The following is a 23,009-nucleotide window of genomic DNA, read 5'->3' on the forward strand; positions in this document are numbered from 1 at the left end:
AGAATTGAAATGAGCTTCGGTGCCCTTCACGTCGCACGGACCGGTCTGGATGCCCAGGGCTTCCGCATGCAGGTCATTGCGAACAACCTCGCCAACGTGAACACGACGGGGTTCAAGCGCGACCGCGCGAGCTTCGAGACGCTGAGCTATCAGATGATGACGCAGGCGGGGACGCCGTCGTCGGCGGAAAACCGCTATGCGACCGGTCTCAATCTCGGCACCGGCGTCACGATCTCGGGCACCGCGCGCATCGATACGCAAGGCACGTTCGCAACCACGGGCAACGGCCTCGACGTTGCGATCGACGGCGCCGGCTATTTTCAGGTCCAGATGCCCGACGGGCGTATCGGCTACACCCGCGCCGGCAATTTCGGCCGCTCGCCAGAGGGCGTGCTGGTTACCTCGGACGGCAAGCCCGTCCAGCCGCAGATCCAGATCGCCGAGGACGCGACGAACGTGTCGATCGGCGCCGACGGTACCGTCTCGGCGACCGGCCCCGACGGTACGCTCACCGAACTCGGCCGCATCGAACTTGCGCGTTTCGCCAATCCGGCGGGGCTGCAGGCGATCGGCAACAATCTGCTCGTCGAGACGCAGGCTTCGGGCGCGCCGCAGGTCGGTGCCGCCGGCGAAGAAGGCCGCGGCAGCCTGCGCGGCGGAATGCTCGAGGGATCGAACGTCAACGTCGTCGAGGAACTCGTCGACATGATCGAGACGCAGCGCGCCTATGAGGTCAATTCCAAGATGATCTCGGCCACCGACGAGATGATGAAAAATGCCGCGCAAACTCTGTAACCTCGGCCTGATCGCGCTTGCGCTCGCGGCGGCTCCTGCCGCCGCGAAGGACAAGGTCGCGCCCGACGCCTTTTCCGTGTCGCTGTCCGCGCCGCCCCCGCCGCCGCCGGCGAACGGGTCGATCTTCCAGGGCGGCTACACGCCGCTCACCTCGGGCGGTCGCGCGGGACAGGTCGGCGACATCATCACGATCCAGCTCGTCGAGCGCACCGCCGCGACGAAGAGCAACGCCGCGAACATGCAGCGCGACGGCAGCGTCGGGCTCACCCCGCCGGCGACCGGCCCGCTGTCGCTCTTCAACCCGAGCGATGTCGGCGCGAGCGGCAATCAGGCTTTCAAGGGCAAGGGCGACGCCTCGCAGTCGAATGCGCTGTCGGGCGAGGTCAGCGTGACCGTCGCCGCCGTCTATCCGAACGGTACGATGCTCGTGAAGGGCGAGAAGCTGCTGACGCTCAACCGCGGCGACGAACGCGTCCAGATCTCCGGCATCGTCCGCGCGATCGACGTCAGTCCCGACAACCGCGTCCTGTCGACCCGGGTCGCCAACGCCAACATCCGGTACGTGGGCAAGGGCGAGATTGCGCGCGCCAGCAAGCAAGGCTGGCTGCAGCGCTTCTTCTCGATCATCAGCCCCTTCTGAAGAGGATAATGAAGTGACCAAGCGTCCGACCCTCGTCACCTTCCTGCTGCTGCTTCTGGCAAGCCTTGGCTATTCCGCACCGGCGCATGCCGAGCGGATCAAGGATATGGGCCAGTTCCAGGGCCTGCGCGCGAACCAGCTCACCGGCTATGGCCTCGTCGTCGGCCTTGCGGGCACGGGCGACGACAGCCTCGACTATTCGACGCTGGGGATGAAGGGCGCGGTGTCGCGCTTCGGCCTCACCCTGCCGGCGGGCGTCAATCCGGCGCTGAAGAATGCCGCGGCGGTGATGATCACCGCCGAACTGCCGCCTTTCGCGAAGCCCGGCCAGCGTCTCGATGTGACCGTTTCGGCGATCGGCAAGGCAAAGTCGCTTCGCGGCGGTACGCTCGTCCTCGCGCCGCTCTATGGCGCCGACGGACAGATTTATGCGATGGTGCAGGGCAACCTCGTCATCGGCGGCCTTGGCGTCGATGCCGCCGACGGATCGAAGCTGACGGTCAATGTGCCGTCGAGTGGCCGCATCGCCGGTGGTGCGACGGTCGAACGTGCGGTCGATACCGGCTTTGCTACGGGCGACCAGCTGACCTTCAACCTCCACCAGTTCGACGCGACCAACGCGCAGCGCGTTGCCGACGCGATCAACAAGGCCATGCCTGGGACTGCGGTCATGCTCGACGGCGCCAGCATCGCGATCCGGGCGGGCGGTGGCGGCGACGAACGCATGCGGCTGATGTCCCGAATCGAGAATCTCGACGTAATCCGGGCCGAACCGCCGGCGAAAGTAATTGTTAATGCCCGGACCGGAACGGTCGTTATCAACGGCGCGGTCCGTGTCGGTACCGCGGCGGTGTCGCAGGGCAAGCTCACCGTCTCGATCAAGGAATCGCCGACCGTCGTCCAGCCCGCGCCCTTCAGTCGCGGCGAAACAGCGGTGGAACAGTCGAGCGATATCGCCGTCGACCAGGAATATCGTCCGATGATCATGGTGAAACCGACTGCCTCGCTCTCCCAGCTCGTCGATGCGATCAATCGCATGGGCGTTCCTCCCGGCGACCTTGTCGCCATCCTCGAAGCGCTGAGCCAGGCCGGCGCGCTGACTGCGGAACTGGTGATCATATGACGACGCCCATTTCTTCGATCGGATCGACGACCCCGGCCCCCGCGGCAGCGGGGGGCGGCGACGGCGGGCTGCGCAAGGCGGCCGAGGCCTTCGAGGCGGTGATCCTGCGCCAGCTGATGGCCTCGATGCGGCAGGCGAAGCTCGGCGACGATATCTTCGGATCGAGCGCGACCGACAATTTCCGCGAGATGGCCGATGCCAAGACCGCGGACTCGATGGCCTCGCTTCGCCAGTTCGGGATCGCCGACATGGTCGAGGCACAGCTTCGCGGCCGCGTCGCCGCTGCCGGCACCGGAGGCGTCCAGTGAGCGACCTTCTCAGCATCGGCTATACCGGTCTGCGCGCCTATTCGAAGGCGCTGTCGACCGTCGGCGACAATATTGCGAACGCGCAGACGCCGGGCTATGCCCGGCGCCGGCTCGAACTCGCCGAAGTCCCCGGGGGCACCAACATGGTGCTCTATCGCGGCACGACCTCGCCGGGCGGCGTCGATATCAAGGGTGTTGTGCGCTCGGTCGACCAGTGGCTGATCAACGACGCGCGCATATCGTCGGGCGATTCCGAACGCGCCGCTGCAAAGCTCGACTGGATGAACCGCGTCGAAAGCGCCCTCAGCGACGATACCAACGGCATCAAGACCGCGCTCACCAAACTATACACGACCGCCGACCAGCTGACCGCCGACCCGGCCAACCCGACGCTGCGCGCGCAGTTCCTGCAGGCGGCGAGCGACGTCGCCGCAGGCTTCCAGACCGCCGCCAGCCGGCTGTCGAGCCTTTCCGAGGGGACCGCCGCAGCGGCGACCGACGGGGTGTCGCAGTTCAACACCAATCTGAACGCGCTCGAACAGATCAACGTCGGCCTGCGCAAGGCGCGCGACGGCTCGACCAACCAGGCTGCGCTGATGGACGAACGCGACCGGTTGCTCGACCAGCTGTCGTCGCAGGCCGGCGTCAGCGCCACCTTCGACGACCATGGCGCGGTGACGCTGCGCGCGACGGGCAGCGGCGACCTGCTGGTCGGTGGCGGCGTCGTGACCCCGATCGCGATGACGACGGCGGCCGACGGGCGTGTTTCCTACACGATCGGCGGTTCGCCCTTTCCGAATGCCACCGGCTCGCTCGCGGGCTTCGCCGAAGCGTCGAACCATATCGCCGACCAGCGCGCCGGGCTCGATACGATGGCGACGCAGTTTGCGACCCAGCTCAACACCGCCCATCAGGCGGGGGTCGACGCGAACGGCAATCCCGGACAGCCGCTCTTCACGGGTACCAGCGCGGCGACGCTGAGCGCGACCGCGCTCACGGCAAGCCAGGTCGCGGCCGCGACGCCGACTTCGACGAACGGCAACATGCTCGCGCTGGGCGCGATGCGCGGGGCGAACGATCCCGAGGCGCAATGGTCGGGGCATCTTGCCAATCAGGCGCAGGCGACCGCGTCGGCGCGCGCGCAGGACGCGGCCGCGACCACCCGCGCCGATGGCGCCGCCGCGGCGCGCGACGCCGTGAGCGAGGTCAATCTCGACAATGAAGCCGCCGAGTTGCTGCGATTCCAGCAAGCCTATTCGGCGGCGGCGCGCACCATACAGGTGGCGCGCGAGACGATGCAGACGCTCCTGAGCTCGCTGTAGGAAAGGCCGGACGATGATCAACGCCGTAGGCAATCGCATGACGCGCGAAATTGCGCGCCAGTCGAAACTCGCCGACGCTCTCGAGCGCACGCAGATCCAGATTTCCACCGGCAAGCGCCTTCAGCGCATGTCGGACGATCCGGTCGCCGCGCGCCGCATCGCGACGATCGGTACCACGCAGGCGAGCATGACGACCTGGCAGGCGAACATAAAGACGGCGCAGGCGCAGGTGGCGCAGGCAAGCGGCGTGCTCGGTTCGACGAGCGACCTGCTCGCGCGCGCCAGCGAACTCGCGCTGTCGGCGGCGAACGGGACGATGAACCCGGCCGATCGCGCGACGATCGCGGCCGAACTCAACGCCATTGCCGACGAGATCGACGGCCTTGCCGCGACGCGCGATTCGAACGGCGAGCCGCTGTTCGCCACCGGCGTCGCGCGGGTCGTCCGCTTCGATTCGGATGTCAGTTTTGCCCCGGTGCAGTCGGCCGCGGCCGCCTTTGTGATCGGCGGCAACGCGCTGACGACCAGCCTTCGCGACGCCGCCACCGCGGTCGCTGCAAGCGACGCGACGGGAATCGGCGCGGCGATGACCGGCATTACCGCCGCGGTGGCGCATGTCGCAGACCAGAATGCCTCGCTGGGCCTCTCGGCTGGCCGGCTCGAACGCATCGGCGACGGGCTTTCGGCGCGCGGAATCGAGGTCGCCGACGAACGCAAGTCGATCGAGGATACCGATCTGGAGACCGCGATCGCGCTCCTGAATGCGCAGGACCTGACCCTGGGCGCCGCCCAGGCGGCCTTTGCCAAGATCAACCGGCAGACTTTGTTCGATCTTTTGAACTGAGCGGCCTCAATTTCTGCCGTCTGCTGCCGTTAAGCATAATGATGTCCTGATTTTTCCGGGGTCCGACCCCCCGATTGGAGTGGCCTGCGCATGTTTCCCGTAATCGGCATTGTCGTCCTGATCCTGCTGGTGTTCGGGGGTTTCGCGCTGACCGGCGGTAACCTCGAGCCCGTCCTCCACGCGCTGCCCCACGAGATGCTGATCATCGGCGGCGCCGCGATCGGTTCGCTGATCATCGGCAATTCGGGCGCCGACCTGAAGGCGCTCGGCGGCGGACTGGGGAAGGTCTTCAAGGGGCCAGCCTACAAGAAGCAGGACTATCTCGATTGCATCCTGCTCGTCTCGACGCTGATGAAAATGATGCGGACCGACGGCCCCGTCGCGGTCGAGCCGCATATCGAGGATCCGAAAAGCTCGCCGATCTTCCAGCAATATCCCAAGCTTCTGAAGGACGACACGCTCGTCCACCTGATCTGCGATACGCTGCGCCTCGTCGTCGTGTCGTCGGGCACGCTCGATCCGCACGCGGTCGAGGATGTCATGGACAATGCGCTGAAGAACCATCGCCATCATGCGATCAAACCCGCCGACGGGCTGCAAAGCCTTGCCGACGCGCTGCCCGCGCTCGGGATCGTCGCCGCGGTGCTCGGCGTCGTGAAGACGATGGGCTCGATCGACAAGCCGCCCGAGATCCTGGGCGCGATGATCGGTTCGGCGCTCGTCGGTACCTTCCTCGGCGTGTTGCTCGCGTATGGCCTCGTCGGTCCGTTCGCGGCGCGGGCGAAGACGGTGATCGAAAGCGATGCCGCCATCTATCATACGGTCAAGCAGCTGATCGTCGCCTCGCTTCACGGCCATCCGCAGCCGCTGGTGATCGAGGCGGCCCGCTCGGGCGTCGACCATCACAACCAGCCGAGCTTCGCGGAAGTCTTCGACGGGATGCGGGGCCGCTAAATGGCCGCGCGTCCCAACATGGTGCGGCCGATCATCGTCAAGAAGGTGATCGAGGAAGCGCATGGCGGCCATCACGGCGGCGCCTGGAAGGTCGCCTATGCCGACTTCGTGACCGCGATGATGGCTTTCTTCCTGCTGATGTGGCTGCTCGGCGCGACGACCGAGAAGCAGCGCAAGGCGCTCGCCGACTATTTCGCGCCGACCATCGTCAAGACCAAGGAGGGGAGCGCCGGTTCGAACGGCCTGTTCGGCGGCGATTCGATCGTGTCTGCCGACGACTATCCGCACCGCGCCGGCCAGACCGGGACGCGATCGATCACGATTCCGAAGGACGCCGTCGGCGGCCCCAAGGAAGCGGCCGGGCGCGAACGCCAGAAGGAAAAATTCGCACAGGTCGCCAAATCCATGATGGACCGCGTCCAGAAGAAGGGCGACCTCAAGCGGCTCGCACGCAACCTGCGCTTCACCGTCACCACCGAGGGCATGCGGATCGACGTCGTCGACGACGCCGACTTCTCGATGTTCGTGATCGGGACCAGCCAGCTGACGCCGGCGGGCGCAAAGCTGTTCAGCGAGATCGCGAAGCCGATCGCGGAAACCCCGAACCAGGTCATGATTCGCGGCCATACCGATGCAGCGCCCTGGTCGGCGAAGGCCGGGATGAACAACTGGCGGCTTTCGGTCGACCGGGCCGAGGTCGTTCGCAACTTCCTTGAGTATCGCGGGGTCGCCGGAAACCGGTACGCGCGCATCGAGGGAGTGGCCGATCGCGAGCCCTATAATCCCTCGGATCGATTCGATCCGCGCAATCGCCGCATCTCGATCACGCTCGGCTGGCGCACCGATTAATCACAATTATTGCCAATCTGGCAGCATTGAAAATCCTCAACGGCGCAATCGCGACGCTATTACTGCCAATCTGGCAATAACCCTTTGTTTTCAAAGGCTTGTGTCGGCTTGGATAAGGTTTCGTTTACCATTTTCCTCAATCTCTGTCCTCATCGAAGGCGCCATGGGGGGCGCGGTGGAGACGAACATGACTGTGGTGGGGCAGAACAAGGATCAGGCGGCGCTCGAGGCGCTGATCATCGGGCACAGCCCGGCGGTGGTCCGTTTGCGCGAAATGATCCAGCGGGTCGCCCGCTCGAACGCTTCGGTCATGCTGTGCGGCCCTTCGGGGTCGGGCAAGGAGCTCGTCGCCCGCGCCATTCACGACGAAGGCGTCCGTTCAGGCAAGCCCTTCTCGGCCATCAACTGCGGAGCCATCCCCGGCGAACTCATCGAATCCGAACTTTTCGGGCATGAAAAGGGCAGCTTCACCGGCGCCCACGCCCGCCGTATCGGCCATTTCGAAGCGAGCGAAGGCGGCACGCTCTTCCTCGACGAAATCGGCGACATGCGATTCGACATGCAGGTCAAGCTTCTCCGCGTGCTCGAAGACCGGACGATCGTCCGCGTCGGCAGCAGCGAAGTGAAGAGCGTCGACATCCGCGTCATCTCGGCAACGCATCAGGATCTGGGTACCGCGATCGCCGATGGCCGTTTCCGCGAGGACCTGTTCTTCCGTCTCGGCGTCGTCGTGATCCAGGTCCCGAGCCTTGCGGACCGTGTCGAGGACATTCCCGCACTGATCCGTCATTTCCAGCGCCAGATGCCCGCCGACGCCAAATGCCGCTATGACAATGCCGCGATGGCGATCCTCATGCAGCACGGCTGGCCGGGCAACGTCCGCGAGCTTCGTAACTTCGTCGAACGCGCCAGCGTTCTGCACAGCGGCGAGACGCTTGGCGCCGAGGACGTCCTGATGCTCCTGAACCCCACCGCAGCGCTGGCGCCGCGTCCGGCTGGCCCCACCAGCCCGGCCGCGGTGCCCGCCAGCGACGACGACCAGCCCGCAGCGCCCGCTTTCGCGAAGGCGCCGGCACCCGGCCGTCCGATCGATCTCAAGCGCGAGATCGAGACGATCGAACTCGAACAGATCCACAATGCGCTCGACCTGGCCGACGGGATCATCTCCGAAGCCGCGCGTCTGCTCACGCTGAAGCGGACGACGCTGATCGAGAAAATGCGCAAGTACGGAGTTCAGCAGCAGGCAGCCTGATAACTACCCCACCAGTTTCGGCGCCGCTGAATCGGCACCGGTCGCACCTTTCCCTCTGCCGCCTGTCCCCACTTGGCGGCCGCAGGGAAGCGGCCGGTGCCGAACCCCTTTCAGGATCATGGAATATTACTGGCGCAGCTGGCGCCAGGCCGAGCTGACGGTGACGATGCCGCCGAGCAGCTCGTCGAGATCGTCGGCATCGTTCGCCGCGACCGCGTCGTCGAGCTTGCGGCGCATGCTGCGATAGACGCGCGAAAGCGCGACCGCGACGTCGCCGCCCTTGTCATGATCGAGCCCGACGTCGAGCCCGATCAGGATCGCGCGCGCGCGGTGGGCGGGTTCGGTCGCGGAAACGCGTTGGCCCTGACGCACCATCGACACGAGCACGCCTACTGCCGTTTCCAGCTCGTCATAGAGCATGGTGACGAGCTCGATCGGGTCGGACGCGACCGCCCGGCTTTCGCTCTGCATGCGTCGGTAAAGTCCGGCGGCGCGGACGGTGGATGCGGTTGCGGGCACGGTCGTGATCATCAGTCGTCCGATTTCGTCCACATCTTGATCTGTTGTTCAAGATAGGCCTGCGTTGCCTTGAAGGCGTTCAGCTTGACGTCGAGCGCGGCATATTGCTTCTCGAGCCGCGCCTTGTAGGCGGCTTCGCGTTCCTCGACCTTGCTCAGCTGGTCGGCGAGCGACTTGTCCTTGTCGGTCAGCGACTTTTCGACCCGGCCGATCACGCCGTCGCTCGCGATCGCCTTGTCGCGGATTGCGTCGAGGACGCCGGCGATGCCGGGATCGCTGATCTCGTTATGGGTGCCGTCGCGCAGCGGATTGAACAGGCCCTCGACCGCGCCGGCGTCGGTTTCGAGCATCTTGTCGAGTTTGGTCTTGTCGAGCGTCAGCGTCCCGTCCTTGGCGGTCGAGATACCGATGTCGGACAGCTTGCTGATGCTTCCGTGGCTGGTCAGCACCTTGTTCACGAGCCCCTGAAGCTGGGTTTCAAGTTCGCGGAGACCCGTGGTGACGCCTGAAAGCTTCGATGCGGCCTGCAGGCTCTTCTTCAGCTGGTTATAGACGTCGACGAAGTCGCCGACCGTCTGCTTGATCATGTCGAGCGGACGGTTCGCGCCAAGGTCGACGGGCTGGCCGGGGGCGGCCTTCTTGAGCGTCAGCGAAACGCCGGGCACGACGTCGTCGATCGTGTTGCCGGGACGGCTGAACGCGACGCCGTCGATCGTGAACTCGGCATTGGCGGCGCTCTGGCCGACCGACAGTCCGCCATTGGTTGCAAAGGCGGAAAGGCCCGGATCCGCGCCGGCATCGGCCGTCAGCGTGAAGGCATTGTCGGCGCCGGTCGCGCCTTTCAGGATCAGGCGGCTGCCGCCCTGATCGGCAATGATCGTCGCGGTGACGCCCGCGCCGCTCGCGTTGATCGCGGTGGCAAGCCCTTCGAGGCTGTTGTTGGTGCTGCCGACGGTGATCGTCTTCTGGACGCCGCCCACGGTCAGCGTCATCGCCCCGGTCCCGATCGCGGCGGTCTTGTCGGCGACGACGCCCGAATAGCTGCTCTGCGCCCGCGCGAGGCTGTTGACGACGATCGTCGCGGCGAACTTGTCGGCCTGGAGCCCCGCCCGCGCGGTGGCGCTGAGGACGCTCTCGTCCGATACGGTCGCCTTGCTGCGCAGCGACCCGTCGGCGATCATCTGCTCGAGCGAATCCGCGAAACCGACGAGGTCCGACCGTGCCTGCGCGACGGCGCTGATCCGCGCCGAGTTTGCGGTGGCGAGGCCGCTGAGACGCGCGACCTTGGGATCGCGCGACGCGGCCGCGAGGTCGGTGACGAGCTGCTTGACGTCGATTCCCGAACCGGCACCGAGCGAAGACGCAATGGACGTGAGCATGACAGAATATCCTTCGGACCTCTTAACGGCCCCCTTTTCGGGGCTTTAAGCGCCGAGGGATCAATTTTGTCGGCGGCCGTCGGGGTCGAAGCGATGCGAGGGTGGCACGTCGACCGACGGCTGGCCGGTGCCTTCGGCGACCATGCGTTCGAGCTGGAAGACGAAGGCGAGGACGGTCGCGACCGCGACGAACAATTCCTCGGGAATCGTGCGGCCGGCGCGCGCGGTGAAGTAGATTGCACGCGCGAGCTGCGGATATTCGAGGATCGGCACATTGGCGCCGCGCGCCAGTTCGCGGATCGACAGCGCGACATCGCCGCGCCCGCGCGCGACGACGACCGGTGCGGCATCCTGTCCGGGGCGATAGCGGAGCGCGACCGAGAAGTGCGTCGGGTTGGTGAGCACGACCGTCGCGTCGGATACCGCCTTGCGCGCCGAGCCGCTCAGGATTTCGTGCGCACGCTGGCGCTGCGCCTGCTTGAGTTCGGGGGCGCCGTCGGATTCGCGCGATTCTTCCTTCACTTCCTGCTTGCTCATCATCAGGCGGCGGTTGCGCTGAAACCATTGTGCGGGGACGTCGATCAGCGCGATGACGACAAGACCGCCCGCCATCGCAAGCATCGCATGGCCGATCGCCTTGCCGGCCATCCCGATCGCGCCTTGCAGGTCGGACTGCGCCAGACCCATGATCTGCGGCATCGCGTCGGCGACGAGGAAATAGCCGATCGTACCGAGCAGGAGCACCTTGGCGAGCGATTTGACCAGCTCGATGACGCCCTGCGGACCGAACATGCGCTTGAGCCCGGACAGCGGATTCATCCGGTTGCCCTTGAAGCCCAGCGCCTTGCCGCGCCAGCCGAGCGAGCCGAGCATCGCGGGCGCCGCGATGCTCGCAGCGAGCGCGAGGCCGAAGAGCGCGGCGAGCGGCAGGAGGATTTCGACGCCGTTGCGCATCACCGCCTCGCCGGGCGCGAAATGGGCAACATCGTCGGCGTCGAGCGTCAGGCCACGCTTCAGCAGTTCGCCCGCCGACTGAACGAGCCAGCCGCCCGCAGCGAGCAGCCAGCCGGCGCCCGCGAGCATCATCAGCGCGGTCGCCAGCTCCTTCGACATCAACACATCGCCTTCGCGTGCCGAATCGGCGAGCTTCTTGGCGGTTGGCTGTTCCGTCTTCTGGTCGCGCTCGGTTGTCCCCGCCATCGCTCAGCGCCCCGCGGCGAGGGTGCGCGCCATGTCGAGCGCGTCGGAGAGGAAGCGGGCGATCGCCTCGGCCATCGCCGGGGTCGCCATGCCGAGCAGGATGATGCCGGCGAGCAGGGTCGCGGGCAGGCCGACCGCGAACAGGTTCATTGCGGGGGCCGAACGGCCGATCACGCCCATGATCATCTGGACGAGGATCAGAACGAAGCCGACGGGCAGCGCGATCGTCAGCCCGGCCGCGAACATCAGGCTGCCGAAATGCAGGATGCCGCCGATTGCGGCGAAGGAGGGGAAGGCGTTGCCCGGCGGCAGCGCCCGATAGCTGTCGACGATAATCTCGATCAGCAGCAGGTGACCGTTCGCCGCGAGGAAGAGCGCGGTCGCGAGCATCGAGAGGAACTGGCCGACGACGCTGCTCGACGTGCCGTTGAGCGGATCGGCCATCGATGCAAAGCCGAGGCCCATGGCGTTGCTGATCGCCTCGCCCGCGAGCAACGCTGCGGCGAGTCCCATCTGGAGCACGAAACCGATCGCGAGGCCGATCACGACCTCGCCGATGATCGTCAGGAAGCCGGGAAGCGAAACGATGCCCTCTGGCGGCAACGTCATTCCCGACGCGGCAACGGCGGGCACGCCGACTGCCAGCGCGATCACCAGGCGGAGCTGTACCGGCACGCCGGCAGCACCGAAAACCGGCGCGGCCAGAAAGGCGGCGCCGGGCCGGATCATCCCCAGCATCCACAGCTGGAGCATCGCCTCGATATTCGGGACGGGGATATCGGGGGTCATCGCAGCCCTTGGCGCCCTAGCGGACCAGGTTCGGGATCTGCGCGAAAATGTCCTGCGTGAAATCGGTGAGCAGCACCAGGATGCTGCTGCCGAAGATCGCAAGGCAGATGGCGGTGACGATCAGCTTGGGCACAAAGCTCAGCGTCTGTTCGTTGATCGAGGTTGCGGCCTGCACCATGCCGAGCAGGACGCCGACCACGAGGATCGGGATCAGGATCGGCGCGGAGGCAAGCGCGAGCACCCACAGCGACTGCTGGGCAACTCCGACGAAATAATCGGCTTCCATCGGCTATGTTCCGAAAGAGGAAGCGAGCGAGCCCATCGTCAGTGCCCAGCCGTCGACGAGGACGAAGAGCAGCAGCTTGAAGGGCATCGATATGACCGTCGGCGAGAGCATCATCATGCCGAGCGACATCAGCGCCGAGGCGACGATCAGGTCGATGATCAGAAAGGGCAGGAAAATCAGGAAGCCGATCTGGAACGCGGTCTTGAGTTCGCTGGTGACGAAGGCGGGCAGCACGATCGAGAAGGGCACATCCTTCGGGCTCGCATAATTGGGTGCCTTGGCGATCTTCGCGAACATCATCAGGTCCGACTTGCGCGTCTGTGCCATCATGAAGCCATGCAGCGCATCGCCCGAACGCGAGACCGCGGTGCCGATGTCGATCTGTTCCTGGCCATAGGGCTCGATCGCGACGCGATTCACCTCGCTGATCACCGGCTGCATCACGAACAGCGAAAGAAACAGGCTGAGGCCGACGAGCACCTGGTTCGGCGGCGTCTGCTGGAGCCCGAGCGCGTGGCGCAGGATCGAGAGCACGATGATGATGCGTGTAAAGCTGGTCATCATCAGGAGCAGCGACGGCAGAACCGTCAGCAGGCTCATCAGGACCAGGATCTGCAGCGACAGCGACAGCGGGCGGCCGTTGCCGCCGATTTCCTCGACCGCGCGGGTCAGGCCGCTCGCTTCCTGCGCGAGCGCAGGGGTCGCGGCGGCGAACAGCGCAAGGCCGCCGACGACGGCGGCGCGGCGCAGCCAGCGGGCGCGCGGTGAAAGGCTCCTAGCCGACATGGAAATCGCCCTGGCTGTTGTCGGCAAGGCGCGTCACATTGCCGCGCGAGACCGAGAGCAGGATCTGTTGGCCGGCGAATTCGACGACCGCGAGCTTGGTGCCGGGGCCGAGCGGCAGGACTCCGATCATCTCGACCGGGCGCGCCTGTTTGCCGGCGCCACCGGTCAGCGGAACGCCCATCTGGACGCGCTTCCACAGCCACAGGCTGCCCCACGCCATACCGCCGACGAGCGGCAGCAGGATGAGCAGGCGGAGAATATATTCGAGCATCAGGCCCTCCGGTCGAAACCGGCGATGCCGCGCTCGGGCGCGACGACTTCGGAGACCTGGATGCCATAGCGGCCGTCGACGCTGACGATCTCGCCCTTCGCAATGAGGGTGCCGTTGGCATAGATGTCGAGAAGCTCGTTCGCGGCGCGGTCGAGTTCGACGACGCTGCCCTCGGACAGCGCGAGCAGTTCGGCGAGCGTCATCGAGGTCGAGCCGACCTCGACCGAGACGCGCAGCGAGACGCCGGCGAGCAGGTCGAAATTGGGCGCCCCGGCGATGCTCTTGTCGCGCCGGTCGGCCCGGGCGGGTGCTTCGGCCATGTCAGTCATTGTCGGGTCCTTCTTCGATACGTTCGATCATGATCGCGGCGTTGCCATTGGCTTCACCGATGCTGCCCGACGCAAAATTGCGGCCGGCGACGGTTACTGGAACATTGCGCGGAATGGTTAACGGAATGATATCACCGACCTCCAAAGAGAGCAGTTTGACCAAAGAAATTTCGGGGCGTGCCAGAACCGAGCGGACGGGCAGGCGAACGGTCTTGAGCGCCTTGTTCAGTGTTGCGGTCCACACCGGGTCGACGGCGGGCGCATCGCGCATCTCGGGAACCGGATCGGCGCCGGCGATTCCGCGCAGCGCCGCCTGCGGATAGGCGCAGAGAATTGTGCGTCCCTCGAACACGCCGCCGCGCAGCGTGAAGCGCTGGACGAGCAATTCGTCGTCGGCACGGACGGCCGCGAGCTTCGCCGGATCGCCGGTGACGGCGTCGAGTTCGGGTTCGATCCCCGACTTCCATGCGGCGGCGAGCTGCATTCCCATATCGCGCCCGAGGCGGGCGGCGAACCGCTCCTCGGCGTCGGTCAGTTCTTCGCGTTCGGCGACATTCTGCCCCTTGCCGCCATAGAAGATGTCGACGAGCTGGAGGACGAGCGGGCGCGTCGCGGCGAGCAGCACCGGGCCCTTCAGCGGGGGAGCGTGATAGCGCCAGAACAGGCCGGGCGCGACTTCGTTGCACCAGTCGGCGAAGCGCATCTGCACCGCCGGCGCGCGCTCGACATTGACCGTCGGCGCGCCGAGCGCGCGGACGAGATCGCGCAGGCTGCGCGCGAACTGGTTGCCGACGCTGTCGAGCACCGGGAAGGCATAGCTGTCCTCGGACTTGCGCAGCAGCAGCGACGCCTTCGCGTCGGCGGCCTGCTTGGCCGTGGCATCGACGGGTTTCGGTTCGAGGCTCACTGGATCACCAGGCTCGTGAAATAGACATTGTCGATGCCGCCGAAGCCTTCCTTGTCGCGCAGCACATCGTTGATCGCGTTGGTGAGCTGGCGCTGCAGCTGCTGCTTGCCCTGCGAGGTGGAAAGCAGCGCCGGATCCTGTTCGGCGAGCACCATCAGCACCGCCGAGCGGATCGGCACCTGCTGGCGTTTGATGTTGTTGATCACCTTGCCGTCGTAGAAGGTCGACAGGCTGATCCCGACCTGCAGGAAGCCCGAGCCGTCGGCGAGGTTCGTCGTGAAGGCATCGGTGATCGGATAATAGGTGACCTCATATTTGCTCGGGTCGACCTTGAAGCGGTCGTTCGGGACCGAAACGGTGCCGACCTTCGGTGCCGCCTCGCCGCCTTCGCCGCCTTCGGCTGCGGCTTCCTCGCCGCCTTCGCTGCGCGCGACGAGCTTGGGATAATGATCCTCAGGCTTTGCTTCATGGCCGCCGAGGCCGCCGCCCAGATAGATGCCTGCGCCGGCGCCCGCGCTGATCAGCGCGGTGCCGCCGATGCCGAGCACCAGCAGTTTCTTCATCTTGCCGCCCTTTTTGGGTTCGGCGCCTTCGGGGGTTTTTTCCTTGCTCATGGTCAGGTCCTTCCTGGTCAGGCAAAGCGGCCGCGGCGATCCGCGGTGCGTTCGTCATGGGTGGGATCCGCCTGGTCGGCGGCGGTTTCGATCAGATGGCTGGCATCGGGCGCACTGCTGCGGCCCTGGCTCTGGTTCTGCTGCTGGCGACCGGCTTCTGCCGGCGTGTGCGTCACCTGCGCATCGGCGACGCGGACGCCCTGCTGCCGCAGATCCTCGACGAGCCGCGGCTGCGCGGCCTGGACGATCGTCGCGGTTGCCTCATGGTGCGTGTCGAGCTTCAGCGTCACGCCCTCGTCGCCGCTCAGCATCGAGACGTCGAGGCGACCGAGATGACGCGGCATCAGGCGGAAACTGATGTCGCCCTTGTCCGACTTGGTCGCCGCGATGTCAGCGGCGAGCTGGGCGATCCACTGATCGTCGCTCGTCATGTCGAGCGTGCGTTCGGCGAGCGGCGCTGCCTTTGCGGCTTCGATGAGCGGTGCACCACCCTGCAGCTCGGGCTGCGCGAAGAGAACGGTCATTGCTGCGCCGGCGTCGACCACGGGCTTGGCGGTCCCGGGTTCGGCACGGGTGGCCGGCACCGGCTGCGGCCGCGTCGCCTCGACCACCTCGGCCGGGGTCGATGCGACCGGAGCCGCGTCGGCTTGGCGCGTGACGGATGCCGCCGCGGCTGCTGCGGGCTTCGATGCCTTCTCGGTCAACGGCTTGTCGGCCGTCGGGATCGCGGCGGCGATCACGGTTGCGGCGACCGGTGCTTCGGCGACGGCGGTGGCCGGCAAGACGACCGGCACTGCGATGGCCGGGGCGGCGGTCTCATTGCCGTCCGGTTCGCCGGCTTCGGCGATGCCAGCGCCCTTGTCGCCAGCGGCGGGCGCAGCGGGCTTTGTCGGTGTCGCAACCGCGATCAGAAGCGTCGCGGCGGCCGCGGCGTCGACCGTATCGGCCACGGGACGGGCTTCCGTCTTCGGCGCAGCCGGGGTCTTGATCGGCGTTCCGGCGGGAAGCGCGTCGGCGGTTGCCTCGCCGGCGATCGGCTGGGGCAGCCCGAAGAGGGCAGCCGCCGGAGGCGCCGGCGTTACGGCCGGAACAGCCTGCGCTTCGACGCCGGACGCCATGATGCCTGCTGCCGCCACGGTCTGGATGCCGGGCTGTCCAGCGGCCGGGTTAGCCGCGTTCGGGATCGTCATTGTCGGGGTCTCCGTCGTCGCGGCTTCGGGCAGGCTCGCGAACAGCTGTTCGAAACCCGGCGCGTCGGTCGCGGTGCCAGCGGGCGCGGTCTGGCCGAGCGCGGCAAGGATCGACGCGAGTCCGGTCTGCGCCGGCGTCTGGGGAAGCGAGGCCATCATGCCGCGCCGCCGTCGAGCAGGCGGAGGCTCATCGCGCGGCGGCGATGCGGACGGTTGGCGTCGGTGCGGCGTTCCAGCTCGGCCTCGGCCGAACGGCGGCTGCGCTCGTAAAGGCGGACGGCCGATTCTTCCTTCACCATCGCGCTCTGGGCGATGATGCCGGCCTCGTCGCGGCGGACGCTGGCGTTGACGAGCGGCGTCGCGAGGTTTTCCTTCGCCATGTCGAGCCGCATGCCGAGTTCGCCGATGGTGTTGAGCGCGCGGCCCGCGACCGCACCTTTCGCCATCGCGAGATCGGCGCGCAGCGCCTCGAGGCGCTTCGACAATTCGACCAGGCTCGCGAGCTCGCCGGTGGCGCGCGCCAGATTGGCTTCGGCCATCTGATGTTCGACGGTGCGCACGCGGATGATACGTTTGCGGCGTGCGGTGCGGGCGTTCATGCGGAATATCCTTCAATCAGGGCTTGGCGGGAATTTTCGAAATCGACCTGGGCGTTCGCGGGCTGCGAGACGAAGGCGAGCTGGTGCGCGTGATGCGCGATTGCCTCGTCGAGCACCGGATCGGCGCCGGCGACATAGGCACCCATCAGCATCAGGTCGCGGTTCTCTTCATAGGCAGACCAGAGCTGGCGGAAGCGCGCCGCAGCGGCGGCATGGTCGGGATCGACCGAATCGGCCATCGTGCGCGACAGCGAACGCGCGACGTCGATCGCAGGATAGACGCCCTGTTCGGCGAGCGTGCGCGACAGGATGATGTGCCCGTCGACGATCGCGCGCGCGCTGTCGACGACCGGGTCGTCGATGTCGCCGCCATCGGCAAGGACGGTGTAAAGTGCGGTGATCGAACCCCCGGTCGCATTGTCGTTACCCGCGCGTTCGACGAGCGAGGGGATCAGCGCGAAGGTCGAGGGCGGATAGCCCTTCATCGTCGGCGGTTCGCCGAGCGTCAGCCCGATCTCGCGCTGCGCATGCGCGACGCGCGTCAGGCTGTCGATCAGGAGAAGCACTTTCTTGCCGTCGGCGCGGAAAGACTCGGCAATCGCGGTTGCGCGCATCGCGGCGCGCAGGCGCAGCAGCGGCGGATGGTCGGCGGGAACCGCGACCACGACCGACTTCTTGCGGACCGACGGGGGCAGCTTGGTTTCGACGAAATCGCTGACTTCGCGGCTACGCTCGCCGATGAGCCCGACAACGATCACGTCGCATTCGGTGCCAGCGATCATCTGGCCCATCAGGACCGACTTGCCGACGCCCGAACCCGCAATGATCGCGACGCGCTGGCCCTCGCCGACGGTCAGCAGACCGTTGATCGCACGCACGCCCATGTTGAGCGGTTTCGTCACGCGGCCACGGCGAAGCGGATTGACCTTGCGGCCGGCGAGCGGCCACTGGAACTGCGATTTCACCGCGGGGCGGCCGTCGAGCGGATTGCCCTGCGCATCGATGATGCGGCCGAGCAGCGCCTTGCCGACCGGAACCATCGAGCTTGCGCCATGCGGTTCGACCGGCGCGCCGGTGACCAGCGGCATGTTGGTGTCGAAGGGGAGCACGAGGCTGCGATGACCGCGGAAGCCGACGACCTCGCCATAGACATAGTCGTTGTTCGCCGACTTGATGCGGACATTGCTGCCAAGCGGCTGGGGAAAGCCCGACACCTCGAGCATGATGCCTTCGTGGGCGACGAGCGTGCCGATACGGCGCGGGCTTGCGTCGGTCAGGTCGACGGGAGCGAGCAGCTGCTGCGCGGTCATGGCGAGGCGGCGCGTCATGCGGCGACGCCTTCGCTGCCGAGCGCGGCGCGCAGTTCGTTCAGATATACGGCACGGCCGTGCTCGATCCAGCCTGCCGAGGTTTCGATGCGGACGGTGCCGCGCACCATCGACGGATCGGCCTCGATCGGCAGGGCAATCGGCGCATCCATCAGCAGCGCGGCATCGGCGGGGTTGACCCACAGGGTGCGTGCCTTGTCGGCCTCGGCAACCATTGCGGCAGCGGTTTCGGCCTGCGACTGCAGCCATCCGGCGTCGATCGCGGCGCTGTCGACAATTTGACGCACGAGCCGTTCGACCGTCTCGGCGATCAGTTGCGCGAGTTCCTCACTCGGCTCGTCCTGCAGCGCCTCGGCCCCTGCGACGAGCGCGAGCAACTGGCCACGTTCGACTGCGAACGCCGCTTCGGCGATCCGCTGGCCTTCGGCGAGGCCGAGCGCGAACGGATCGTCGGCTTCGGGCGCAAAGGCGGATTCGGCAGGTACCGCCGGGGCGACGGACACGCCGCCGAAGTGCAGCGGACGAAAGCCGCGGGCTTCGGCCATGATCTGCGCGAGCGAGATCGCGCCGGTTTCGGCAGAGCGGTCAGACATAATCGTCGCCCGCACCCGCGATCATGATTTCGCCCGAGGACGCCATCTGCCGGACGACCTGCATGATCGCCTTCTGCGCTTCGTCGACATCGACGCGCTTGACCATCGTCATTTCGGTCATCTCGTCGCGGATCGTTTCCGATGCGCGCTTCGACATGGTGGCGAGGCAGCGATCGACCATGTCGGTGTCGGTGCCCTTGAGCGCGATCGCAAGCTGCGCCGCGTCGACCGAGCGGAGCACGGTGCCGAGACTCTTGGCGTCGAGGTCGCGCAGGTTCTCGAAGATGAACATCTCTTCCTCGATCGTCTGGGCGAGGAACTTGTCCTGCTTCTTGAGCGCGCGGATCGTGCGTTCGCTGAGCTGCTTCGGCATCTTCTTCATGATCTTGGCGACGTCGCTCGGACCGCCGATCGGCTGTTTGGCGACGCGCTGGCCGCCGACATTCGCGGCGGCGAGCACGGCTTCGAGATCCTCGATCGCGGCGGCCGGAACGGCGGTGAGCTGGGCAGCGCGCAGGACTAGTTCGGACTGGAGCCCCTCGTCGAGCGTTTCGATCGCACGCGCTGCGACATCGGGGACGAGCACCGACAGGATCAGCGCGCCGACCTGCGGATGCTCGTTGGCGAGCAGCGCGCTGATCGCATCGACGTCCATCCAGCGCAGCATCTCGAGCGAGGCCGCGCTCGACTGCGGCGCGACGGCGGCGAGGATATTGTCGGCGCGGACGTTGCCGACCGCTTGGTGGATCACGGTGCGAATGCGCGTGTCGGCGCCCACGGCCAGCGCGCTGACACCGCGGCTCTGGCTGACGAACTGGTCGAGCGCCTGGTCGATCTGGCCCTCGCTCGCATTGGCGCTGTCGAACATCGACTTCGCAAGCTGGCGAACCTCGTCGGCGTCGAGATGCTTCAGGATCGTCGCGGCTTCTTCTTCCTCGAGCAGCATCAGCAGGATGGCGGCGGCCGAGGCCCCTTCGAGCGCAGGCTTTGCGCGCGGGGTTTCGATTTCCATATCGACGTCGAAATCGTCAGCCACGGGCGCCCTCCTGCATCAGCTGGCGGACGACGAGCGCGGCGCGCGCCGAATCCTGGCGGACGAAGGCGCGGACGAGGTTTGCGCGGGCTTCATAGCTCGGCGCGGCCTCGATCATCTCGAGCGTGATTTCACGACCCGAGCTGCTTGCCGGGGCGGCGAGCGCCTGCCGGTCGGCGACGGCGAGCAGGCTTTCTTCCAGCTTCGTGTTGCGTTCGGCCCGCTCGGCGGCGCGCGCCTTGGCGGCCTTGATCATCGGGCGACCGATGAAGAAGAAGGCGAGGATTGCGGCGAGCACTGCGCCCACCTGCTTCAGCAGCGGCATGAACCAGGGTGCGTCATAGAAGGCCGGCTCGGCGTCCTCGACCTTGGCAAAGGGACGCTGGCTGATTGCAACCTGATCGCCGCGCGTGGCGTCGTAGCCGACCGCGCCCTTCACCAGCGCATCGATCTTTGCGATGTCGGCCTGCGTCAGTGCCTTCTTGCCCTGGTTGAGCGCGACGGCCACCGAAACACGGCGGAGCTGGCCCTGCGGCTGGTGCGTGACCGAAATCTCGCGGCCGACTTCATAGGCGCGGGTGGCGTTTTCATTGCTGTTCGTCTGCGCCGGCGGCGGTGCGCCGGGGGTCGAGGGAACGGGCGCGGTGTCGGTGACGGTCGAAGCCTGCGGCGGCTGGTTCGACAGCGCCCCCGGAATGCCGACCGCGGGGGCAGTGCCTTCGCCGCTGACGGTGCGGGTGACCTGTTCGCTGGTGAGCGCACGGTCGTCCTTGGGGAAGCTCTCGCGCGTCGCCTGGCTTTCCGACATGTCGACGTCGGCGTGGACTTCCACGGTGTAGTTGCCGGTGCCGAGCATCGGCCCGAGCAGGGTGTCGAGCGCACGGCGGAAGCGTTCCTCCATCTGCGTCTGCAGCTGGAAGGATTTCATGTCGGCGTTCGACACGCCATCGCTGAGCAGCGAGCCGCGCTGGTCGATGACCTGAACCTCGTCGGCGTTCATGCCGGGGACCGACGACGCGACGAGGAAGCGGATCGCCTGGACCTGACCGTCGCTGAGCGAACGGCCGTTCTGGAGGGTCAGCATGACCGACGCGGTCGCGGGCTTGTCTTCGCGGACGAACAGGCTCGGTTCGGCGGCGGCGATATGAACGCGCGCGACCTTGACCGCGTCGATCGTCTCGATCGTGCGCGACAGGTCGGCTTCGCGCGCCGAACGCAGCGTCTCGCCCTCGATTGCCCGGCTCGATCCCATCGGGAGCGAGGAGATCAGGCTGTCGCCGCTCGGCTGTGCCTTGGGCAGGCCCTGCCCCGCGAGCGCGATGCGCGCCTGATACAGCTTGTCGGCATCGACGGTCAGCGCGCCGGTGGTCGGATCGATCGTGTGTGCGATGCCTTGCGACTGCAGCGCATCGGCGACCGCAGCCTTGTCGGCGTCGTCGAGCCCCGCGAACAGCGGAGCCTGCGGCGCCGAGGTGGTCATGAAATAGGCGAGGGCGGCAATGCCGATCGCGCCGGTGGTTGCGATCATCGGCAGCGCGCGCTGGACGGCGGGCTGGCGCATGAATTGCTGTACCGGCGCAAAGCGGCCGCCCATCGGGGCGGGGAGGCGGTTGGCGGTGCCGTCGACGGGCGTGAGGGTCTGGGTTTCGGCCATGGGTTACACCGGCATGTTCATGATGTCGCGATACGCGGAGAGAAGCTTGTTGCGGACCTGCAGGGTCGTCTCGAAGCCGAGCGAGGCCTTCTGGCGTTCGATCATCACGCTGACGATGTCGTGCGTGTCGCCGCGTTCATAGGCCTCGCTGAGTTCGCTGGCTTTCGACTGCTGGGCGTTGACCTGCTGCAGCGCGTTGCTGATCGCCGCGCCGAAATCGGGGGTGGAGCCCTGACCGGGACCCCCAACGCCGCCGTCGATGCCGCCCGCGGCGCCGCGGCCCGCGGCGCGTTGCAGCGCCTGGTTCTGATTGAGAATCGTACTGCGCATCTGCAGCAGCCGGCTCGGGTCAATCGTGCTCATAAGCTTTCATCCGTCCTGGTGCGTAGCGGTGGGCCCGCACGCCCAAAGAGTAATGCAAAGCGCGTGCCAAAAATCTTTTTGGCGCTTTTCCAGTGCCATAAGTGGTTGGGGATGACCGTTAACGCCGCCTTCGGCATTTTTTTGACACGCCGGCTTAATCGCTGCCGCCGCTCGCCGTTACTGCATCCGTGACCGCTCTCGAGCCCTCACATCACGGGAATGGCCATCGAGGCCGGAAAGGAACAACATGACTGTCATCAACACCAATGTGAGCGCGCTCCGCGCCCAGAACAGCTCGCGTGTTGCCGAGCGCGCCCAGTCGCAGGCGATGGAACGCCTCTCGAGCGGCAAGCGCATCAACAGCGCGAAGGACGACGCCGCCGGCCTCGCCGTCGCGACCCGCATGCAGGCTGCTTCGCGTGGTTTCACGCAGGCGATCCGTAACGCCAACGACGGCATTTCGCTCGCCCAGACCGCCGACAGCGGCGCCGGCAGCATCTCGGACATCCTCGTTCGTATGCGTGACCTGGCGATGCAGGCTTCGACCGGCACGCTGAGCGATGCCGACCGTACGCTGGTGCAGAAGGAAGTCACCGCGCTGATCTCGCAGATCGGCGACATCACGACGCAGACGACCTTCAACGGCAACAAGCTGCTCGACGGCAGCGTCACCGCCGGCTTCGACATCCAGACCGGCATCAACACCGGTGAAAAGGTGAACATCACGATCGGCAACCTCACCGCCACGACGCTGGGCGTCGGCACCCTCTCGGTTGCCACCGCTGCCGGTGCTACCGCTGCCCTGGCGACGCTCGACACCGCGATCACCACGGTCGCCGGCGAACGCGCCAACCTCGGTGCGCAGCAGAACCGCCTGACCGCAGCTGTCGACAATCTGACGGCCCGCGTCACCAACCTCGACGAATCGCGCTCGCGCATCGAAGACACCGACTTCTCGGCGGAATCGACGAAGCTCGCTGCCGCCCAGATCCTGTCGCAGGCATCGACCGCGATGCTCGCCCAGGCGAATCAGAGCGCGCAGGGCGTGATGAACCTGCTCCGCGGCTAAGCGGTAAGGGTCG

General features: G+C 66.6%; 27 protein-coding genes. 10 read left to right on the forward strand and 17 right to left on the reverse strand.

Translation table 11 applies throughout. The features are described from left to right. Positions 1-9: 9 nt before the first annotated feature. The 9 genes from flgG (at position 10) to L7H23_RS11435 (ending at position 8,087) form a co-directional block, all read left to right on the forward strand. Positions 10-795: a flagellar basal-body rod protein FlgG gene (flgG, locus tag L7H23_RS11395; protein WP_237835989.1), complete on the forward strand. Its 786-nt coding sequence runs from the start codon at positions 10-12 to the stop codon at positions 793-795. Further along, the gene (locus L7H23_RS11400) at positions 776-1,435 is read left to right on the forward strand and encodes a flagellar basal body L-ring protein FlgH (RefSeq protein WP_237835990.1); all 660 of its coding nucleotides are present in this window, start codon (positions 776-778) and stop codon (positions 1,433-1,435) included. Before flgG ends, L7H23_RS11400 begins: the two co-directional genes overlap by 20 nt. Positions 1,436-1,478: 43 nt before the next feature. Then, a complete protein-coding gene (locus L7H23_RS11405) occupies positions 1,479-2,558 on the forward strand; it encodes a flagellar basal body P-ring protein FlgI (RefSeq protein WP_237839222.1) in 1,080 nt (359 codons plus the stop codon). Beyond that, the gene (locus tag L7H23_RS11410; RefSeq protein WP_237835991.1) at positions 2,555-2,866 is read left to right on the forward strand and encodes a rod-binding protein; all 312 of its coding nucleotides are present in this window, start codon (positions 2,555-2,557) and stop codon (positions 2,864-2,866) included. Before L7H23_RS11405 ends, L7H23_RS11410 begins: the two co-directional genes overlap by 4 nt. Continuing rightward, entirely contained in the window at positions 2,863-4,188 is a 1,326-nt protein-coding gene (gene flgK, locus L7H23_RS11415) for a flagellar hook-associated protein FlgK (protein ID WP_237835992.1), read from the forward strand. The genes L7H23_RS11410 and flgK overlap by 4 nt, the downstream gene beginning before the upstream one ends. Before the next feature lie 13 nt (positions 4,189-4,201). After that, entirely contained in the window at positions 4,202-5,032 is an 831-nt protein-coding gene (locus L7H23_RS11420; protein ID WP_237835993.1) for a flagellin, read from the forward strand. A gap of 90 nt (positions 5,033-5,122) precedes the next feature. Continuing rightward, positions 5,123-5,986: a flagellar motor stator protein MotA gene (gene motA / locus L7H23_RS11425; RefSeq protein WP_237835994.1), complete on the forward strand. Its 864-nt coding sequence runs from the start codon at positions 5,123-5,125 to the stop codon at positions 5,984-5,986. Then, positions 5,987-6,835 (forward strand): flagellar motor protein MotB, encoded by an 849-nt coding sequence (locus tag L7H23_RS11430; protein WP_237835995.1) that lies wholly within the window; start codon positions 5,987-5,989, stop codon positions 6,833-6,835. It begins immediately after the preceding gene. A gap of 187 nt (positions 6,836-7,022) precedes the next feature. Continuing rightward, positions 7,023-8,087 (forward strand): sigma-54 dependent transcriptional regulator, encoded by a 1,065-nt coding sequence (locus tag L7H23_RS11435; protein ID WP_237835996.1) that lies wholly within the window; start codon positions 7,023-7,025, stop codon positions 8,085-8,087. 126 nt (positions 8,088-8,213) lie between these two features. On the opposite strand, the gene L7H23_RS11440 is transcribed toward L7H23_RS11435, so the two are convergent. From L7H23_RS11440 to fliE, 17 genes are read right to left on the reverse strand one after another with little or no spacing between them, the layout of a single operon-like run. Continuing rightward, a complete protein-coding gene (locus tag L7H23_RS11440; protein WP_237835997.1) occupies positions 8,214-8,618 on the reverse strand; it encodes a flagellar protein FliS in 405 nt (134 codons plus the stop codon). Continuing rightward, on the reverse strand, positions 8,618-9,985 hold the full coding sequence (fliD, locus tag L7H23_RS11445; RefSeq protein WP_237835998.1) for a flagellar filament capping protein FliD: 1,368 nt from the start codon (positions 9,983-9,985) through the stop codon (positions 8,618-8,620). The genes L7H23_RS11440 and fliD overlap by 1 nt, the downstream gene beginning before the upstream one ends. 60 nt (positions 9,986-10,045) lie before the next feature. Next, a complete protein-coding gene (locus L7H23_RS11450) occupies positions 10,046-11,185 on the reverse strand; it encodes a flagellar type III secretion system protein FlhB (protein ID WP_237835999.1) in 1,140 nt (379 codons plus the stop codon). Between the two features lie 3 nt (positions 11,186-11,188). Next, positions 11,189-11,974: a flagellar biosynthetic protein FliR gene (gene fliR / locus L7H23_RS11455; RefSeq protein ID WP_237836000.1), complete on the reverse strand. Its 786-nt coding sequence runs from the start codon at positions 11,972-11,974 to the stop codon at positions 11,189-11,191. A gap of 16 nt (positions 11,975-11,990) precedes the next feature. Further along, on the reverse strand, positions 11,991-12,260 hold the full coding sequence (locus L7H23_RS11460) for a flagellar biosynthetic protein FliQ (RefSeq protein WP_237836001.1): 270 nt from the start codon (positions 12,258-12,260) through the stop codon (positions 11,991-11,993). 3 nt (positions 12,261-12,263) lie between these two features. Beyond that, a complete protein-coding gene (gene fliP, locus L7H23_RS11465) occupies positions 12,264-13,046 on the reverse strand; it encodes a flagellar type III secretion system pore protein FliP (protein ID WP_237836002.1) in 783 nt (260 codons plus the stop codon). Next, positions 13,036-13,317, reverse strand: coding sequence for a flagellar biosynthetic protein FliO (locus tag L7H23_RS11470; protein ID WP_237836003.1), 282 nt, complete (start codon positions 13,315-13,317; stop codon positions 13,036-13,038). Before L7H23_RS11470 ends, fliP begins: the two co-directional genes overlap by 11 nt. Then, a complete protein-coding gene (gene fliN, locus L7H23_RS11475; protein WP_237836004.1) occupies positions 13,317-13,646 on the reverse strand; it encodes a flagellar motor switch protein FliN in 330 nt (109 codons plus the stop codon). The genes L7H23_RS11470 and fliN overlap by 1 nt, the downstream gene beginning before the upstream one ends. Next, complete coding sequence (locus L7H23_RS11480; RefSeq protein ID WP_237836005.1) at positions 13,639-14,553, reverse strand: FliM/FliN family flagellar motor switch protein; 915 nt, start codon at positions 14,551-14,553, stop codon at positions 13,639-13,641. Before L7H23_RS11480 ends, fliN begins: the two co-directional genes overlap by 8 nt. Beyond that, on the reverse strand, positions 14,550-15,167 hold the full coding sequence (locus L7H23_RS11485) for a flagellar basal body-associated FliL family protein (RefSeq protein ID WP_237836006.1): 618 nt from the start codon (positions 15,165-15,167) through the stop codon (positions 14,550-14,552). Before L7H23_RS11485 ends, L7H23_RS11480 begins: the two co-directional genes overlap by 4 nt. Before the next feature lie 17 nt (positions 15,168-15,184). Next, on the reverse strand, positions 15,185-16,516 hold the full coding sequence (locus L7H23_RS11490) for a flagellar hook-length control protein FliK (RefSeq protein WP_237836007.1): 1,332 nt from the start codon (positions 16,514-16,516) through the stop codon (positions 15,185-15,187). After that, positions 16,513-16,956: a hypothetical protein gene (locus tag L7H23_RS11495; RefSeq protein ID WP_237836008.1), complete on the reverse strand. Its 444-nt coding sequence runs from the start codon at positions 16,954-16,956 to the stop codon at positions 16,513-16,515. The genes L7H23_RS11490 and L7H23_RS11495 overlap by 4 nt, the downstream gene beginning before the upstream one ends. Further along, positions 16,953-18,284: a FliI/YscN family ATPase gene (locus L7H23_RS11500; RefSeq protein WP_237836009.1), complete on the reverse strand. Its 1,332-nt coding sequence runs from the start codon at positions 18,282-18,284 to the stop codon at positions 16,953-16,955. The genes L7H23_RS11495 and L7H23_RS11500 overlap by 4 nt, the downstream gene beginning before the upstream one ends. Beyond that, positions 18,281-18,877 carry a FliH/SctL family protein gene (locus L7H23_RS11505; RefSeq protein ID WP_237836010.1) on the reverse strand — a complete coding sequence of 199 codons (597 nt, stop codon included), beginning with the start codon at positions 18,875-18,877 and terminating at the stop codon, positions 18,281-18,283. Before L7H23_RS11505 ends, L7H23_RS11500 begins: the two co-directional genes overlap by 4 nt. After that, on the reverse strand, positions 18,870-19,913 hold the full coding sequence (gene fliG, locus L7H23_RS11510) for a flagellar motor switch protein FliG (RefSeq protein WP_237836011.1): 1,044 nt from the start codon (positions 19,911-19,913) through the stop codon (positions 18,870-18,872). The genes L7H23_RS11505 and fliG overlap by 8 nt, the downstream gene beginning before the upstream one ends. Next, complete coding sequence (fliF, locus tag L7H23_RS11515; protein WP_237836012.1) at positions 19,906-21,564, reverse strand: flagellar basal-body MS-ring/collar protein FliF; 1,659 nt, start codon at positions 21,562-21,564, stop codon at positions 19,906-19,908. Before fliF ends, fliG begins: the two co-directional genes overlap by 8 nt. A 3-nt stretch (positions 21,565-21,567) precedes the next feature. After that, a complete protein-coding gene (fliE, locus tag L7H23_RS11520) occupies positions 21,568-21,927 on the reverse strand; it encodes a flagellar hook-basal body complex protein FliE (protein WP_237836013.1) in 360 nt (119 codons plus the stop codon). A gap of 247 nt (positions 21,928-22,174) precedes the next feature. Here fliE and L7H23_RS11525 point away from each other — a divergent pair, with 247 nt between their 5' ends. After that, on the forward strand, positions 22,175-22,996 hold the full coding sequence (locus L7H23_RS11525; RefSeq protein WP_237836014.1) for a flagellin: 822 nt from the start codon (positions 22,175-22,177) through the stop codon (positions 22,994-22,996). Positions 22,997-23,009: the final 13 nt, after the last annotated feature.

This window comes from Sphingopyxis sp. BSN-002 (assembly GCF_022024275.1).
Classification (GTDB): domain Bacteria; phylum Pseudomonadota; class Alphaproteobacteria; order Sphingomonadales; family Sphingomonadaceae; genus Sphingopyxis.

What these genes read in the sequence shown, in the direction of transcription:
- flgG (WP_237835989.1), top strand. Translation starts at nt 10, where the DNA reads ATGAGCTTCGGTGCCCTTCACGTCGCACGGACCGGTCTGGATGCCCAG.
- L7H23_RS11400 (WP_237835990.1), top strand. Translation starts at nt 776, where the DNA reads ATGCCGCGCAAACTCTGTAACCTCGGCCTGATCGCGCTTGCGCTCGCG.
- L7H23_RS11410 (WP_237835991.1), top strand. Translation starts at nt 2,555, where the DNA reads ATGACGACGCCCATTTCTTCGATCGGATCGACGACCCCGGCCCCCGCG.
- L7H23_RS11420 (WP_237835993.1), top strand. Translation starts at nt 4,202, where the DNA reads ATGATCAACGCCGTAGGCAATCGCATGACGCGCGAAATTGCGCGCCAG.
- motA (WP_237835994.1), top strand. Translation starts at nt 5,123, where the DNA reads ATGTTTCCCGTAATCGGCATTGTCGTCCTGATCCTGCTGGTGTTCGGG.
- L7H23_RS11430 (WP_237835995.1), top strand. Translation starts at nt 5,987, where the DNA reads ATGGCCGCGCGTCCCAACATGGTGCGGCCGATCATCGTCAAGAAGGTG.
- L7H23_RS11435 (WP_237835996.1), top strand. Translation starts at nt 7,023, where the DNA reads ATGACTGTGGTGGGGCAGAACAAGGATCAGGCGGCGCTCGAGGCGCTG.
- L7H23_RS11440 (WP_237835997.1), bottom strand. Translation starts at nt 8,618, where the DNA reads ATGATCACGACCGTGCCCGCAACCGCATCCACCGTCCGCGCCGCCGGA.
- fliD (WP_237835998.1), bottom strand. Translation starts at nt 9,985, where the DNA reads ATGCTCACGTCCATTGCGTCTTCGCTCGGTGCCGGTTCGGGAATCGAC.
- L7H23_RS11450 (WP_237835999.1), bottom strand. Translation starts at nt 11,185, where the DNA reads ATGGCGGGGACAACCGAGCGCGACCAGAAGACGGAACAGCCAACCGCC.
- fliR (WP_237836000.1), bottom strand. Translation starts at nt 11,974, where the DNA reads ATGACCCCCGATATCCCCGTCCCGAATATCGAGGCGATGCTCCAGCTG.
- L7H23_RS11460 (WP_237836001.1), bottom strand. Translation starts at nt 12,260, where the DNA reads ATGGAAGCCGATTATTTCGTCGGAGTTGCCCAGCAGTCGCTGTGGGTG.
- fliP (WP_237836002.1), bottom strand. Translation starts at nt 13,046, where the DNA reads ATGTCGGCTAGGAGCCTTTCACCGCGCGCCCGCTGGCTGCGCCGCGCC.
- L7H23_RS11470 (WP_237836003.1), bottom strand. Translation starts at nt 13,317, where the DNA reads ATGCTCGAATATATTCTCCGCCTGCTCATCCTGCTGCCGCTCGTCGGC.
- fliN (WP_237836004.1), bottom strand. Translation starts at nt 13,646, where the DNA reads ATGACTGACATGGCCGAAGCACCCGCCCGGGCCGACCGGCGCGACAAG.
- L7H23_RS11485 (WP_237836006.1), bottom strand. Translation starts at nt 15,167, where the DNA reads ATGAGCAAGGAAAAAACCCCCGAAGGCGCCGAACCCAAAAAGGGCGGC.
- L7H23_RS11490 (WP_237836007.1), bottom strand. Translation starts at nt 16,516, where the DNA reads ATGATGGCCTCGCTTCCCCAGACGCCGGCGCAGACCGGACTCGCGTCG.
- L7H23_RS11495 (WP_237836008.1), bottom strand. Translation starts at nt 16,956, where the DNA reads ATGAACGCCCGCACCGCACGCCGCAAACGTATCATCCGCGTGCGCACC.
- L7H23_RS11500 (WP_237836009.1), bottom strand. Translation starts at nt 18,284, where the DNA reads ATGACGCGCCGCCTCGCCATGACCGCGCAGCAGCTGCTCGCTCCCGTC.
- L7H23_RS11505 (WP_237836010.1), bottom strand. Translation starts at nt 18,877, where the DNA reads ATGTCTGACCGCTCTGCCGAAACCGGCGCGATCTCGCTCGCGCAGATC.
- fliF (WP_237836012.1), bottom strand. Translation starts at nt 21,564, where the DNA reads ATGGCCGAAACCCAGACCCTCACGCCCGTCGACGGCACCGCCAACCGC.
- fliE (WP_237836013.1), bottom strand. Translation starts at nt 21,927, where the DNA reads ATGAGCACGATTGACCCGAGCCGGCTGCTGCAGATGCGCAGTACGATT.
- L7H23_RS11525 (WP_237836014.1), top strand. Translation starts at nt 22,175, where the DNA reads ATGACTGTCATCAACACCAATGTGAGCGCGCTCCGCGCCCAGAACAGC.